The sequence below is a fragment of the Proteus terrae subsp. cibarius genome, from assembly GCF_011045835.1.
GTDB classification, from domain to species: Bacteria; Pseudomonadota; Gammaproteobacteria; order Enterobacterales; family Enterobacteriaceae; genus Proteus; species Proteus cibarius.
Genome location: NZ_CP047349.1, coordinates 2,465,053 through 2,480,549, shown reverse-complemented (window position 1 = coordinate 2,480,549; position 15,497 = coordinate 2,465,053). Strand labels below are relative to the sequence as shown.

14 protein-coding genes are annotated in these 15,497 nt (G+C 39.5%); 11 read left to right on the top strand and 3 right to left on the bottom strand.

Annotation, left to right across the window (positions count from 1 at the left end):
• Positions 1 to 41: 41 nt before the first annotated feature.
• Positions 42 to 1,244: an acetate kinase gene (ackA, locus tag GTH25_RS11585; protein WP_006533321.1), complete on the bottom strand. Its 1,203-nt coding sequence runs from the start codon at positions 1,242 to 1,244 to the stop codon at positions 42 to 44.
• Between the two features lie 392 nt (positions 1,245 to 1,636).
• Here ackA and yfbV point away from each other — a divergent pair, with 392 nt between their 5' ends.
• From yfbV to GTH25_RS11560, 5 genes are all read left to right on the top strand, one after another.
• Positions 1,637 to 2,092, top strand: coding sequence for a terminus macrodomain insulation protein YfbV (gene yfbV, locus GTH25_RS11580; RefSeq protein ID WP_069367978.1), 456 nt, complete (start codon positions 1,637 to 1,639; stop codon positions 2,090 to 2,092).
• A gap of 138 nt (positions 2,093 to 2,230) precedes the next feature.
• Positions 2,231 to 2,725 carry a YfbU family protein gene (locus tag GTH25_RS11575; protein ID WP_075670700.1) on the top strand — a complete coding sequence of 165 codons (495 nt, stop codon included), beginning with the start codon at positions 2,231 to 2,233 and terminating at the stop codon, positions 2,723 to 2,725.
• Between the two features lie 40 nt (positions 2,726 to 2,765).
• Complete coding sequence (locus tag GTH25_RS11570) at positions 2,766 to 3,428, top strand: sugar phosphatase (RefSeq protein WP_075670624.1); 663 nt, start codon at positions 2,766 to 2,768, stop codon at positions 3,426 to 3,428.
• 109 nt (positions 3,429 to 3,537) lie between these two features.
• Positions 3,538 to 5,367, top strand: a complete 1,830-nt coding sequence (locus GTH25_RS11565; protein WP_075670626.1) for an SLC13 family permease — start codon at positions 3,538 to 3,540, stop codon at positions 5,365 to 5,367.
• Between the two features lie 185 nt (positions 5,368 to 5,552).
• On the top strand, positions 5,553 to 5,984 hold the full coding sequence (locus GTH25_RS11560) for a hypothetical protein (RefSeq protein ID WP_164530581.1): 432 nt from the start codon (positions 5,553 to 5,555) through the stop codon (positions 5,982 to 5,984).
• Positions 5,985 to 6,026: 42 nt separating this feature from the next.
• Here the strand turns inward: GTH25_RS11560 and yfbR are convergent, their stop codons facing one another.
• Together yfbR and GTH25_RS11550 are read right to left on the bottom strand one after the other, a co-directional pair.
• The gene (yfbR, locus tag GTH25_RS11555; RefSeq protein WP_075670630.1) at positions 6,027 to 6,608 is read right to left on the bottom strand and encodes a 5'-deoxynucleotidase; all 582 of its coding nucleotides are present in this window, start codon (positions 6,606 to 6,608) and stop codon (positions 6,027 to 6,029) included.
• Between the two features lie 136 nt (positions 6,609 to 6,744).
• A complete protein-coding gene (locus GTH25_RS11550) occupies positions 6,745 to 7,959 on the bottom strand; it encodes a pyridoxal phosphate-dependent aminotransferase (protein WP_075670632.1) in 1,215 nt (404 codons plus the stop codon).
• An 861-nt stretch (positions 7,960 to 8,820) separates the two neighbouring features.
• Here GTH25_RS11550 and hexA point away from each other — a divergent pair.
• The 6 genes from hexA (at position 8,821) to nuoF (ending at position 15,464) form a co-directional block, all read left to right on the top strand.
• Positions 8,821 to 9,738: a transcriptional regulator HexA gene (gene hexA, locus GTH25_RS11545; RefSeq protein ID WP_075670634.1), complete on the top strand. Its 918-nt coding sequence runs from the start codon at positions 8,821 to 8,823 to the stop codon at positions 9,736 to 9,738.
• Positions 9,739 to 10,537: 799 nt separating this feature from the next.
• Entirely contained in the window at positions 10,538 to 10,990 is a 453-nt protein-coding gene (locus GTH25_RS11540) for an NADH-quinone oxidoreductase subunit A (protein WP_036912633.1), read from the top strand.
• 17 nt (positions 10,991 to 11,007) lie between these two features.
• Positions 11,008 to 11,682: a NuoB/complex I 20 kDa subunit family protein gene (locus tag GTH25_RS11535; RefSeq protein ID WP_004243697.1), complete on the top strand. Its 675-nt coding sequence runs from the start codon at positions 11,008 to 11,010 to the stop codon at positions 11,680 to 11,682.
• A 76-nt stretch (positions 11,683 to 11,758) separates the two neighbouring features.
• The gene (nuoC, locus tag GTH25_RS11530; RefSeq protein WP_075670636.1) at positions 11,759 to 13,555 is read left to right on the top strand and encodes an NADH-quinone oxidoreductase subunit C/D; all 1,797 of its coding nucleotides are present in this window, start codon (positions 11,759 to 11,761) and stop codon (positions 13,553 to 13,555) included.
• Between the two features lie 2 nt (positions 13,556 to 13,557).
• A complete protein-coding gene (gene nuoE, locus GTH25_RS11525; protein WP_006533305.1) occupies positions 13,558 to 14,103 on the top strand; it encodes an NADH-quinone oxidoreductase subunit NuoE in 546 nt (181 codons plus the stop codon).
• Entirely contained in the window at positions 14,100 to 15,464 is a 1,365-nt protein-coding gene (nuoF, locus tag GTH25_RS11520; protein WP_164530580.1) for an NADH-quinone oxidoreductase subunit NuoF, read from the top strand. Before nuoE ends, nuoF begins: the two co-directional genes overlap by 4 nt.
• The last annotated feature ends 33 nt before the right edge of the window (positions 15,465 to 15,497 follow it).

The following is a 15,497-nucleotide window of genomic DNA, read 5'->3' as shown; positions in this document are numbered from 1 at the left end:
AACAGTACTGCCAGCATGACACTGGCAGTACATCAAAGAACTTAAGCGGTCAGGCGACTTGCGTCCTGAGCGATAACTAACTCTTCGTTAGTTGGGATAACAACAGCAAGACGGCTGTTATCGGTAGTGATAGTGCCTGATTTACCGAAACGTGCATCTAAGTTACGTTGATGATCCACTTCAAAACCTAACAGAGCCAGTTTTTTCAGAGATAATTCACGTACCATTGCTGCGTTTTCACCGATGCCACCAGTAAAGATAATAGCATCTAAACGACCTTCCATCAGTGCACAGTAAGAACCGATGTATTTGGCTAAACGATGGCAGTAAACGTCCATTGCACGTTTAGCATCTGCTTTAGTGTCGTAGTTATCTTCAACATAACGGCAGTCACTAGTGACTTCTGTTAAACCTAACAGACCAGATTCTTTAGTCAGCAGTTTGTTGATGTCTTCAACGCTCATACCTAAAGTGTCGTGTAAATGGAACACGATAGCAGGATCGATATCACCACTACGAGTTCCCATTACTAAACCTTCTAATGGAGTCAGACCCATAGAAGTATCAACACATTTACCGTTAACAACAGCAGAAACAGAACCACCATTACCTAAGTGGCAAGTGATTACGTTCAGTTCATCAACAGGTTTGTTTAACATTTTAGCGGCTTCACGAGAAACGTAGAAATGGCTAGTTCCGTGAGCACCGTAACGACGGATGCTGTGATCTTTATATAAGCTGTATGGTAGTGCATACAGATAAGCTTCTTCTGGCATTGTTTGGTGGAATGCAGTGTCAAATACTGCAACCATTTTCTCAATTAAATGAGGGAATGCTTTACGCGCTTCTTCAATACCAATAAGGTGAGCTGGGTTATGTAGTGGAGCAAATGGAATAGCAGCTTCAATACCTTTGATAACTTCGTCAGTGATCACGACAGATTTAGTGAATTTTTCACCACCGTGAACAATACGGTGACCAATAGAAGCAATTTGTGCAGACAATTCTGGTTTTTCAGCCAGGATAGTGTTTACGATAAAGTTTAATGCTTCACTATGAGCAGCACCTGCGCCTAACGCAGCTTCATGTTTTTGGCCATCCATTTTCCACTTCAGGCGGGCTTCAGGAAGGTTGAAGCATTCAGCCAAACCTGACAGGAATTCTTCACCATTTTCTGGGTTGATAATTGCAAATTTAAGAGAAGAACTACCGCAGTTCAGTACCAGCACCAGCTTACTTGACATGGAATTACCTATTTATCTTGTTGTCGTAGTGTCTTTTATATTATAAAGACGGTGGTTAATAAAACGTCAATCATAAAAGCCTATCGCATTACTATGATGACATTAATGACGCGCATCATGCTTAAAGTAAAAAACTTGATGCTAATTATAGTTGCCAATCATTAATTGGACGATTTTTATTCACCCATTAGCTTTTCGCGTTAAAATCGGCGAAAAGGGTTGAAAATCACGCCGGCAAACAAAATATAGCGCTTTATTGCCACAAACCTTTAGAATGGGCACAGGATACAGAGTAAAGGCAACAAAGACAAAATATACTTAATTCTACTAAAAGATTTTTATTCTTTATAGGTATTTTTTAAAAGTTACAGAAGAAATTGATTGAGGTCATTATGAGCGAACCGACAGTGACTCCTCCAGGCTTTTTTAAGAAGCTTCGTTTGGGGAACGAGTATTTAAAAACCTGGCCGGTTGAAAAGCAGTTAGCACCTGTTTTCCCTGAAAATCGTATTGTCAAAGCCACACGCTTTGGTATTCGCTATATGCCACCTATCGCCATTTTTACAATGACATGGCAAATCGCATTAGGCGGTAATTTGGGACCTGCAATTACGACCGCGCTTTTTGCTTGTAGCTTGCCAATGCAAGGATTATGGTGGTTGGGTAAACGTGCAGCTACGCCACTTCCTGCTACGTTATTACGTTGGTTTTATGAAATTCGTGAGAAATTTGAAGAAGCAGGCATCGCTTTAGCCCCTGTTGAGCAAACACCGACTTACCTTTCTTTAGCCCATTTATTAAAGCGTGCTTTTAAGCAACTTGATCGCTCTTTTCTTGATGATGTGTAGAACATTTGTTCTACCTTCTTCGTTTGTCTGATTGTTATCTGAATTACCCCATTGAGATCAAAAAATGCGTTGTTAGCGCTACTCAATACTTTTGATTAATGTCATGCTCTCCTCAATAATTTCTTTGGAGAATTAATGATGGAAATGACACACGCACAACGCTTGATCCTCTCTAATCAATATAAAATGATGACTATGATGGATCCTGATAACGCTGAACGTTATCGTCGCTATCAGACAATTATTGAACGTGGGTATGGATTACAATTACGTGAACTTGACCGTGACTTCGATGAAATGTCAGAAGAGACCTGCCGTACCATTATTAACGTCATGGAAATGTACCATGCATTGCAAGTTTCCCGTGATAACTTAAAAGAACAAGAGATGCCTGATGCTCGTCGTGTCGCATTTATAGGCTTTGATGCGGCGACAGAATCCCGCTATCTTAGCTATGTGCGCTTTATGGTGAATACAGAAGGGCGTTACACGCATTTCGATAGTGGCAGTCATGGTTTTAACTCTCAAACTCCAATGTGGGAGAAATACCAAAGAATGCTTAACGTTTGGTTAGCGTGTCCTCGCCAATATCACCTTAGCTCCGTTGAAATTCAACAAATACTTAATGCGTAATTATTAGCGCATCACTGTAAGGTAAAGGTAGGCATAAAATATGGCAATCACATGTAAAGGTTTTCTGTTTGATCTTGATGGAACATTAGTTGATTCATTACCGGTTGTTGAGCATTGTTGGGCGCTATTTGGTGAGCGCGTAGGTGTATCAACACAAGAGATTAATGACTACATCCACGGAAAACCTGCCATTGAGTCGATTCGCCATTTTATGCCTAATGCAACCGAACAAGAGATAACTGAAACTTTCCGTTGGTTAGAAAAATTAGAATCAACACAAACTGAAGGGTTAGCACCGCTTCCGGGTGCTATTGAACTGATTAATCGCCTTAATGACTTAAATATTCCTTGGGCGATTGTTACATCAGGCACTGTTCCTATTGCCTCAACACGCCAATCTGTCACGGGTATTCCTGAACCTAAACACTGGGTTACAGCGGAATGTATTAGTAGAGGTAAGCCTAATCCTGAACCTTATCTTTTGGGTGCCAAGAAATTGGGTTTATTACCACAAGATTGTGTGGTTTTTGAAGACGCAGCAGCGGGTATTTACTCTGGTTTAGATGCAGGATGCCAAGTCGTTGCTGTTCATGCACCTCTATCCCTTCCTCGCCGTAATGAGATTCATTTAATTATTGATTCTTTAAATGATATTCAAATCGAGAAGCAAGCTGAAAAAGTGATAATAACGCACAAAAGATAGTTTTTTCTTTGATCATACTAGAAGACTTATGGATGTAAAAATGGTCTACTTATCAATGTAGTGAATTGATGTCTTAACCTGTTTTCACTTATTGCTGATCGAGGCCATTTTGAATAGCGAATTATTATGGGTTTTAAGCCTGCTATTGATAGCTATTGTCCTTTTTACGACCAACAAAATCCGCATGGATGTGGTCGCTTTACTTGTCATCATCGCATTCGTTCTTAGCGGTACACTTACATTAAATGAAGCCACAGTAGGATTTAGTGATCCTAACGTATTACTTATTGCGGCCCTTTTTGTTATTGGCGAAGGGTTAGTGAGAACAGGTGTGGCTTATCAAATGGGTGACTGGCTTGTACGTGTCGCGGGTAGCAGTGAAGTTAAAATGCTTGTGCTATTAATGATATGCGTTGCAAGTCTAGGTGCTTTCATGAGCTCAACAGGAGTGGTAGCTATCTTTATTCCTGTTGTGCTGAGCGTTGCTGCTCGCATGAAAACATCACCAGGTCGTTTAATGATGCCGCTAGGTTTTGCGGGTCTTATCAGTGGATTAATGACCTTAGTGGCGACACCGCCTAATATGGTTGTTAACAGTGAATTAGTCAGAGAAGGATTGCCAAGTTTTCAATTTTTCTCCATTACACCTATTGGTATTGCCGTCTTATTCGCAGGCATTTTATATATGCTGGTGGTACGTCGGTGGCTAGGAAACAATGATAATGGTAAGCAAAAAGAGGCTTATCGTCGAACTTTCCGTGATCTTATTCGTGATTATCAATTAGCAGGACGTGCTCGTCGTTTAGCCATTCGTAAAGGTTCTCCGCTAATAGGCCATTCACTTGATGAATTACACTTACGTTCTCGTTATGGTGCAAACGTTGTCGGGATCGAACGCTGGAGGCGGTTTCGGCGTGTTATGGTTAGCGCAACCGGTGGTACTGAATTAAGAGAACGTGATGTTTTATTAGTTGATATGTCAGCCAGTGATGTCGATTTGCGTGAGTTTTGTCGTGAACAGATGTTAGAGCCAATGGTGCTACGAGGTGAATACTTTTCTGAACAATCTCGTGATGTAGGGCTTGCTGAAGTATCAATGAATCCTGATTCTGAATTATTAGGTAAATCATTAAGAGAAATTAAATTTCGTACTCGTTATGGCTTAAATGTCGTTGCGATCCGTCGCGAAGGAAGCGCCTTACCGGGTAAAATAGTCGATGAGCCATTACGCCTTGGCGATGTGTTATTGGTGATTGGTGATTGGAAACTTATTCGCGTTTTATCAACTAAACCGCGTAATTTTATCGTATTAAATCTGGCTGCTGAAATTGAAACGGTTGCTCCTGCTTCATCTCAAGCACCTCACGCATTATTTTCGTTAGCATTAATGGTGGCATTAATGGTAACGAATGAAGTCCCTAATTTTATTGCGGCACTTATTGCTTGTTTATTGATGGGTAAATTCCGCTGTATTGATATGGAAAGTGCTTATCGTTCTATTCATTGGCCAAGTATTATTTTAATTGTCGGTATGATGCCTTTTGCTGCCGCATTGCAAAAAACAGGCGGTATCGAGCTTATTGTAAATGGCTTAATGGATGTTGCAGGTAGTGCCGGTCCTCAAGTGATGTTGGTATGTTTATTTATACTTTGCGCATCAATCGGGTTGTTTATCTCGAATACGGCAACCGCAGTATTAATGGCACCAATTGCTATTGCTGCTGCAAACCAAATGAATGTTTCACCATTACCATTTGCAATGGTGATTGGTGTCGCGGCTTCCGCAGCATTTATGACACCTGTTTCATCTCCGGTTAATACGCTTATCCTTGAACCTGGTGGTTATAAGTTTGCAGACTTTATTAAGATTGGGGTGCCATTTACCATTATTGTGATGTTTATTAGCGTATTCTTGATCCCGCTATTATTCCCATTCTAATTATCAATATTTTTGTTTTGCTGAAACGTTGTTTATTAATTAATAAACAGCGTTTTTTATTTATTGGTCGGTGGTTTTTTATTTGATGCATAATTTGTATCTATATGTGTGTGTTTTTTGACATAGATTATTAAGAGAAGAGCATAATATCTTATATAAAAATAAATGTATTCGGAGTTAATAAAATGAATGAGTTAAACAATGTTCAACCTACAAGTGTTAATGTGCAATATGTTAATGAAATAAAAAGTGAAACTAAACAATACAGTTTTTTATCCAAGGTTATATCATCAGTTAGAAATTCTATAAAAGAGTTTTTAGGTTTAAATAAAATTAAAGAAAGTTTAGTAAGTAAAAATACTAATGATAATGGTGGTATAAGAATGTATGGAGAAGACTGTGATAAAAATACATATTTTATAAAAAATGATAATAAGTTTAATATGAATGAAGTCAAATTATTTGGAGATAGTCGTGAATCTATATCCAATGATAGCGATAATATATATCATTATTCGAATAATAGCACATTGGATTTTTTAAAGGAGGCTATTATATTGAAAAGTGTTGATAAAAAAATCGATAAGGTTAATAACTCATTTTTATCTTTTAGATAGAAATAGAAATAGCCCATTATATTTATAATGGGCTATTTCTATTTACTCACTAATTTCATCAAGCGATAAACTAAAGCCGGGTACAAATACCTTCATAAAATAGTCCATCTCTGGGCTATGTCTTTCGGCTAACGTTTTTTCTAAGCGATTTTTGGCTAAATTAAATTCACTATTACCTGCGGCAAGTTCTTCAAGGCATTTTAAATAAGCACATAAACTATCAGCTTGTTTGACAATAAAGGTTTCTTCCTCACTATGTAATTGCTCATCAATAAGAGGGCGAAAATCGTCTTGTAATTCTTCTGGTAACATTTCAATTAATTTTTGCTGGGCATATTTTTCTATTTTTTTATATTCATGAGCAATTTGTGGATTATGGTACTTAATCGGTGTCGGCATATCACCGGTGATCACTTCACTGGCATCATGATACATCGCTTGTAATGCAATACGTTCAGCATTGACATTACCACCAAATTTACGATTTTTAATCACCGCTAGGGCATGGGCGACAAAAGCGACTTGTAAACTGTGTTCAGAAACATTTTCTTGGCGGATATTACGCATTAAAGGCCAACGAGTAATGAGTTTTAAGCGAGAAAGGTGGGCAAAAAAGTAACTCATAATATCTCCCAATTGCGTGATTGAAGACATTATTGTGAGTGGATAACAGGTAGATGTAAACGTTAATAGAAAAGAAAATAAAAAAACGCAATATAACTGGTTGTTATACTGCGTTTTATTTTATATGCAGGTAATCTTATTGATGATAACCGACAATAAAGCGACCGAATTTTTGAATTGCCATATCTAAATCGTCTTCACGTGGAAGAGTAACGATACGGAAATGGTCTGGGTATGGCCAGTTAAAGGCTGTACCTTGTACCAGTAATACTTTCTCTTGGAGTAATAAATCGAGGATCATTTTTTGATCGTCTTTAATACTGTAACGGTTAAGATCTATTTTAGGGAACATATACAATGCTCCCATAGGTTTAACACAAGAAACGCCCGGAATTTGATTAATTAGTTCCCAAGCACGGTTGCGTTGCTCATATAAACGACCACCCGGCAGAATAAATTCACTAATACTTTGATAGCCACCTAATGCTGTTTGGATGGCATGTTGCATAGGAACGTTAGCGCATAAACGCATAGACGCTAACATATTCAAGCCTTCAATATAGCTTTTAGCGTGTTTTTTAGGGCCGTTTAACACCATCCAACCTTGACGGAAGCCTGCAACGCGGTAGGTTTTTGATAAACCATTAAATGTTACGGTTAATAAATCGGGTGCCATGGCAGCAATAGAATGGTGCTCGGCATCGTCATACAGAATTTTATCGTAGATTTCGTCAGCAAAAATAATTAGGTTATGTTGACGTGCTATTTCAACAATTTCCATCAGAATGTCTTTGCTATATACCGCACCTGTCGGATTATTTGGGTTGATAATAACAATACCGCGGGTATTTTTTGTGATTTTACTGCGGATATCATCTAAATCAGGGAACCAGCCTTGTTGCTCATCACACATATAGTGAACAGCATTTCCTCCTGAAAGAGAAACGGCGGCTGTCCACAATGGATAATCAGGCGCAGGTACAAGCATTTCATCGCCATTATTTAATAAAGCTTGCATCGCTTGTACGATTAACTCAGAAACACCATTACCAATATAAATGTCTTCAACAGTGATATCACGCATATCACGGGCTTGATAATGCTGCATGATAGCTTTACGCGCAGAAAACAGTCCTTTGGAGTCACTATAACCTTGAGAGCTTGGTAGATTGCGGATCACATCTACTAAGATTTCATCAGGTGCTTCAAAGCCAAAAGGTGCCGGGTTACCAATATTGAGTTTTAAAACTTTATTACCTTCTTCTTCCAGACGTTTTGCTTCTTGCAAAACCGGACCTCTAATGTCGTAACAGACATGTTCGAGTTTGTTTGATTTTTTAATCTGATTCATAGCGCGTTTACCTAATAGGGTCTGACTCGTATCTTTTATTGTGATTATGGCGACTTAGCGACATTTATCGCCGATTGCTATTCATATAGAAAGATACAAATGAAAAGGCTGTCCCAGCAAATAACTGTTCTATCACTCTACTCTTACGTTACAAACTTTTGAAGATGCTAGGTAATTTTTGGTGTAAAAGGTCAGTTTATTCTTAGAATGTTATTTTGATGACTGATTGTATTGCTTATGATGGGTTTATGTTCCACATTTTGAATTAAAACTAGATTATTACTCTATTGAAAAGGGGCTTTTTAGTGTGGTGATCAGAAATAAGTTGATGTGATGGATAGGTAGATGAAATGTTGCATAATCAATTATTGAATAATTTTATCGGATTTGTATTATCTGACTTAATATATTAAATTTTCAAATAATATGGTTAAATCTACTTTATTCTATAGCAATCAATTAGTTTAAGTATAAATTAAATTTAAATCTTAAATTTAATTTATAGGGGAAGATACTTAAACCTGAATGCATAGTTAAGATAATTTAAATTATTTTCAAAATGTTAAAATTTATGAATGAGAAAGCAATATAGTATGATCTACGTCTAACTTGTGATGACGGTATACAGTTCTTTCTTGTGAATGCTTGAAATGATAATAAAATTTAATTTGTTACAAAAAGATGCAATTCCTTTCTATCTAGGAGGTGTAAACGATAAGAAACAAATGTAAAGTATTCGGTATGTCTTTGCTCTCCTTTTCAGAGTAGAGTACTGTCTGAATCGGAAGTCTTTTTTAGACTTTTGATATAAAACACCAGGTATATGTAATTTAAAAATCAAAAATAAGTGAAGAATAAACAATGATTAATGCAAATCGTCCGATAATGAATCTCGACCTCGATCTGCTTAGAACGTTTGTAGCTGTAGCAGATTTGAACACTTTTGCAGCAGCCGCTGCTGCTGTATGTCGAACCCAATCTGCTGTGAGTCAGCAGATGCAACGTTTAGAGCAATTGGTGGGTAGAGAGCTTTTCGCCCGTCATGGTCGTAATAAACTTTTAACAGAGCATGGTCTACAACTGTTAGGTTATGCGCGTCAAATTCTGCGTGCAAATGATGATGCAACAGCATCATTAACATATAGCGATGCAGAAGGGGAGCTACGTATTGGTGCTTCTGATGACTCTGTTGATACTTTATTACCGTTTTTACTAAATCGTATCGCGTCAGTGTATCCTCGTTTAGCTGTTGATGTACGTATTAAGCGTTCTCAATATATTGAGACAATGCTAGATAATCATGAAATTGATTTAGCATTAACAACAGCACGTATTGGTCATCATCCACGTACAGCGTTACGTACTGCACCAGTGTTATGGCATTGTGCGCCAGACTTCCAATTACAAATGAATGAGCCGATACCTTTAGTTGTAATGGATGAAACGAACCCATTCCGTCAATTAGCGATAAACACACTAGATGATGCTGGAATTCAATGGCGTATTGCTTATGAAGCGGCTTCTTTATCTGCTGTTCGTGCTGCGGTTAATGCAGAGGTGGGTATTACTGCTCGTCCACTTGAAATGCAGAATGCCGATTTACGTATTTTAGGTGAAAGCGAAGGATTACCTCGTTTACCTGAGACACAATATTGGTTATATCGTAATTCTGATGAACAAAATGAAGCGGTGTTAACAGTATTCAATGCGATTGAAAACAAGAAAACACCTTATACCGTCACTGCACCTGAAGATATTAGCTCTACTGAACTTGAATAATCACATTAATAATTGTGTGAATTTTTTAGCGTTAAAACACAAAAAATTAAAGATTAAAAAAGAGTCAAATAAAGCTGGATAGTGATGAATAGTGATAAACGGGAATAGATGCAATAAAGTGCATTTATTTCCGTTTTTTTATTTCTTTTTTTGAAATAGTAACACTATGTTAATAATTATGTTGTTTTATGTATTTATCTTTGTAACATTTCATTGCATAACTACCTTAACTGCTTGTTAAAAAAATGTTTACCTTCCCCCTTGGTTAATCACTTGTAGGATTTGTTAACAAATAAAAAGATTGTCTAGGTTTTAAGAGAATAAAAAAGTAAATCTAAGCGGATATTTGACCTCCTCCACAATATTAGAAAGTTAATTTGTTAAAATTTGGATAAATTTTAAACTGATTAGGTATTTTTTCGACTATTTTGTGAGTTTGATCAAAAAAATAAGGCACATTTGCCTGTGTTGAATCAGGTTTTTCCTGAGATACTGGTGTAGTAAAATCGAATTATCAGTTAGACTAAGCGTGTTAGCATAAAGCTTGTCGGTTTACTGACACGTTTTAGCATTGAGCTGTAATTGAGTGTTAAAATTGAGTGTTAAAGTTGTTAAATCGCGATAGAAAACTGAGTGATTTGTCGCAAAGTTTTCTAAAAAAGAATAAAGGTATAAATAGACTGTTATTATTTCTTTAATTAGCAAGTCTGTTTAATTCGCCTTTTTTTCGTAATTAGAAATGTGGTGTAAACCGCCGGATAAGAATTGGTTAATTGACACCACCTTTGATGAGTAAGCAATGAGTATGTCTACAACCACCGAAGTTATCGCCCATCATTGGGCATTTGCTGTCTTCCTCATAGGCGCATTGGGGTTATGTTCGCTCATGTTGTTGGGTGCCCGCTATTTAGGCGGGCGCGCACAGGCAAGGGCAAAGCATGTTCCTTATGAATCTGGTCTTGATTCTGTTGGCAGCGCTCGTCTGCGCATGTCAGCTAAATTCTATTTAGTTGCCATGTTTTTCGTTATTTTCGATGTTGAAGCACTGTTTCTTTATGCCTGGGCTGTTTCCGTTCGTGAAGTTGGCTGGTTAGGCTTTATTGAAGCATCAGTCTTCATCGCTATTTTATTAGCTGGATTATTCTACTTGGTTCGTATAGGCGCATTAGATTGGACGCCTGTTCGCTCTCGTCGTGAAACTGCGAGTAAAAGCCATGTTCGATTAACCAGCGGCAAACATCCGCAGCAGTAATAAGCGAGGCATTAGAAATGGATTATACGCTCACCCGCATAGATCCGAACGGTGAGAATGACCGTTATCCCCTGCAATCACAGGAAATTGTCAGTGACCCGTTAGATGCTCACGTTCATCGCAGCGTGTATATGGGAAAACTGGAACATGCGTTGCATGACGTTGTGAACTGGGGACGGAAAAACTCTTTATGGCCATATAACTTTGGTCTTTCCTGTTGTTACGTTGAAATGGTGACGTCATTTACGGCTGTGCATGACGTGGCTCGTTTTGGTTCAGAAGTATTACGTGCATCCCCTCGTCAAGCTGACTTTATGGTGGTTGCGGGTACTTGCTTTACTAAGATGGCACCCGTTATTCAACGTTTATATGATCAGATGTTAGAGCCTAAATGGGTTATCTCTATGGGGGCATGTGCAAACTCTGGTGGTATGTACGACATCTACTCAGTAGTGCAAGGTGTTGATAAGTTCATTCCAGTTGATGTGTATATTCCTGGATGTCCACCACGCCCTGAAGCTTACATGCAAGCACTGATGTTATTACAAGAGTCCATTGGTAAAGAACGTCGCCCATTATCATGGGTTGTCGGCGACCAAGGTGTTTACCGTGCCAATATGCAATCAGAACGAGAAAGAAAACACGGTGAACGTATCGCAGTGAAAAATCTGCGTACTCCTGACGAAATTTAAAGGCTTTTGCCTAAGACGTAACCAGAGCAATGTGTTGCGATCATAGTAACCCTGATCAAAGTTGTGGTGAATAGAAATGACCGATCAGATAGCGCAAAAAGGCGCTCGGCCAGCGTGGGAAACGACCGATCATATTGATGATCAGGTGGTTAATGAACTGCGTCAGAAATTTGGGCCAGATGCGTTTACGTTCCAGCCTACTCGTACTGGTATGCCAGTTGTTTGGGTAAAGCGGGAACAACTTATTGAGGTAATGCTATACCTCAAATCTTTACCAAAACCTTATGTCATGCTGTTTGATATGCATGGTTTTGATGAGCGTCTTCGTACGCATCGTCAAGGCTTGCCAGCAGCAGACTTTTCCGTTTTCTATCATCTGATATCAATCGATCGTAATAAAGATATTATGTTGAAAGTCGCATTAAGTGAAAATGATCTTAATGTTCCGACTATCACATCTATCTTTCCTAACTCGAATTGGTATGAGCGTGAAGTCTGGGATATGTTTGGGATTGTCTTTAATGGGCATCCAAATTTACGTCGTATTATGATGCTTCCTGATTGGGAAGGTCATCCACTGCGTAAAGATTATCCAGCTCGTGCGACAGAGTTCGATCCTTATGTGCTGACAAAGCAGAAACAGGATCTGGAAATGGAATCGCTGACATTTAAACCTGAAGAGTGGGGGATGAAACGCGGAACTGAGAATGAGGACTTTATGTTCTTAAACCTCGGTCCTAACCATCCATCCTCTCATGGTGCATTCCGTATTATTCTTCAGCTTGATGGCGAAGAGATCGTCGACTGTGTGCCTGACGTAGGCTATCACCACCGTGGTGCTGAAAAAATGGGTGAGCGCCAATCTTGGCATAGCTATATTCCATACACAGACCGAATCGAATATCTCGGCGGATGCGTTAACGAAATGCCTTATGTACTTGCAGTGGAAAAACTTGCCGGTATTGAAGTGCCTGAACGCGTTAAAGTCATTCGTGTCATGCTGTCAGAGCTATTCCGTATTAATAGCCACTTACTGTATATCAGTACCTTTATCCAAGACGTTGGTGCAATGACACCGGTGTTCTTTGCCTTTACTGACCGTCAGAAAGTTTACAACATCGTTGAAGCGATTACTGGATTCCGTATGCATCCAGCATGGTTCCGTATCGGTGGTGTTGCTCATGACTTACCACGTGGTTGGGAACGCTTATTACGTGAATTCTTAGATTGGATGCCAAAACGTCTAGATTCTTACGTAAAAGCAGCACTGCAAAACAGTATCTTGAAGGGTCGTACTATTGGTGTTGCCTCATATAATGCTAAAGAAGCATTAGATTGGGGTGTGACAGGTGCTGGTCTTCGTGCAACAGGTGTTGAATTTGATGTCCGTAAATGGCGTCCATATTCAGGTTATGAAAACTTTGAATTTGAAATCCCTGTTGCAAGTAATGGTGACTGTTATGACCGCGTAATGCTGAAAGTAGAAGAACTACGCCAAAGCTTACGCATTCTGGAACAGTGCTATAAAAATATGCCAGAAGGGCCATTTAAAGCAGACCATCCACTGACAACGCCTCCACCAAAAGAGCGTACATTACAGCATATCGAAACCATGATTAACCACTTCTTACAGGTTTCATGGGGCCCTGTTATGCCTGCTAATGAATCATTCCAGATGGTTGAAGCCACTAAAGGGATCAACAGCTATTACTTAACCAGTGATGGTAGCACAATGAGCTATCGTACACGTATTCGTACGCCAAGCTTTGCTCACTTGCAACAAATCCCAGCGGTTATCCGCGGTAGTCTGGTTTCTGACTTGATTGTGTATCTGGGAAGTATTGATTTTGTAATGTCGGATGTGGATCGTTAATCATGCAAAATGAATTAAACCAAAAAGATGATGCAGTGCAGATCGAAATCGTTGATGTTACGCATTCAAAGAAAGCAACGTTTGTTTTAACTGAAGAAGAACGTGCTGAAATTGAACAAGAAAAACATCACTATGAAGATCCGCGTGCTGCCTCTATTGAAGCACTGAAAATTGTGCAAAAGAACCGCGGTTGGGTTGAAGACGGCGCAATTTATGCAATTGCGGATGTTCTTGGGATCCCTGCAAGCGATGTTGAAGGCGTTGCTACGTTCTATAGCCAAATTTTCCGTCAACCCGTTGGCCGTCACATTATTCGTTTTTGTGACAGCGTGGTTTGTCATATTACAGGTTATCAAGGCATTCAGGCAGCGATTGAAAAGCATCTTAATATCATTCCTGGTCAAACTACACCAGATGGTCGCTTTACGTTACTGCCAACCTGCTGTTTAGGTAATTGTGATAAAGGTCCTACCATGATGGTAGATGACGATACTCACAGCTTTGTTAAACCTGAAGAGATTGAAACGTTACTGGAGCAGTATCCATGACAGCAATTTCAGGAGCAAAACCGATTATTCGTAGCGCAGAAACGCACCCGCTAACGTGGCGCTTACGTGATGATCGTCAGCCTGTATGGCTGGATGAATACCGTGCTACAAACGGTTATAAAGCGGCAGAAAAAGCATTAAAAGGTATGTCACCGACGGAAGTGACCACTGAAGTTAAAGATGCTGGTCTAAAAGGTCGTGGTGGTGCTGGATTCTCAACAGGCTTGAAATGGAGCCTGATGCCAAAAGATGAAAGCATGAATATCCGTTACATCCTTTGTAACGCAGATGAAATGGAGCCGGGTACTTATAAAGACCGCCTCTTAATGGAAGAACTTCCACATCTGTTAATTGAAGGGATGATTATCGGCGCTCACGCACTAAAAGCTTACCGTGGTTATATTTTCCTTCGTGGTGAATATATCGAAGCGGCTAAGAATTTACGCCATGCCATCGAGGAAGCAAAAGCAGCAGGCTTTCTTGGTAAAAACATCTTTGGTTCCGGGATTGATTTTGAGCTATTTGTTCACACTGGTGCAGGTCGTTACATCTGTGGTGAAGAAACAGCATTAATCAACTCATTAGAAGGTCGTCGTGCTAACCCGCGCTCTAAACCGCCATTCCCTGCAACATCAGGGGTATGGGGTAAACCAACTTGTGTCAATAACGTTGAAACATTGTGTAACGTGCCTGCGATTATTGAACACGGCAAAGATTGGTATATCGGTTTAAGTGAAGGCAAAAGCCCAGATGCAGGTACTAAATTAATGGGATTCTCGGGTCGCGTGAAATTTCCGGGCTTATGGGAATTACCATTTGGTACAACAGCGCGTGAGATCCTTGAAGATTACGCAGGCGGTATGCGTGATGGTCTTAAGCTGAAAGCATGGCAACCGGGGGGCGCAGGTACTGACTTCTTAACGGAAGATCACCTCGATCTCCCAATGGATTTTGGCACGATTGCAAAAGCAGGTAGCCGTTTAGGTACAGCACTTGCGATGGCGGTAGATAATGAAATCAATATGGTTTCATTAACCCGTAATTTAGAAGAGTTCTTTGCTCGTGAATCTTGTGGCTGGTGTACACCTTGTCGTGATGGCTTGCCATGGAGTGTCGAAATCTTACGTGCGATAGAAAACGGTAAAGGTCGCCCTGGTGATATCGAAACACTTGAGCATTTATGTCGTTCTTTAAGTCCGGGACACACATTCTGTGCTCACGCACCGGGTGCAGTAGAACCTTTACAAAGCGCCATTAAATATTTCCGTGAAGAATTTGAGGCTGGCATTATTCAAGAAGATTATACCAATGCCAATTTGATCAGAGGTATTCAGCCTAACTTGCTGAAAAGCCGCTGGTAATTTTTCACGACACATTCTAGGTTTAACGCCTGC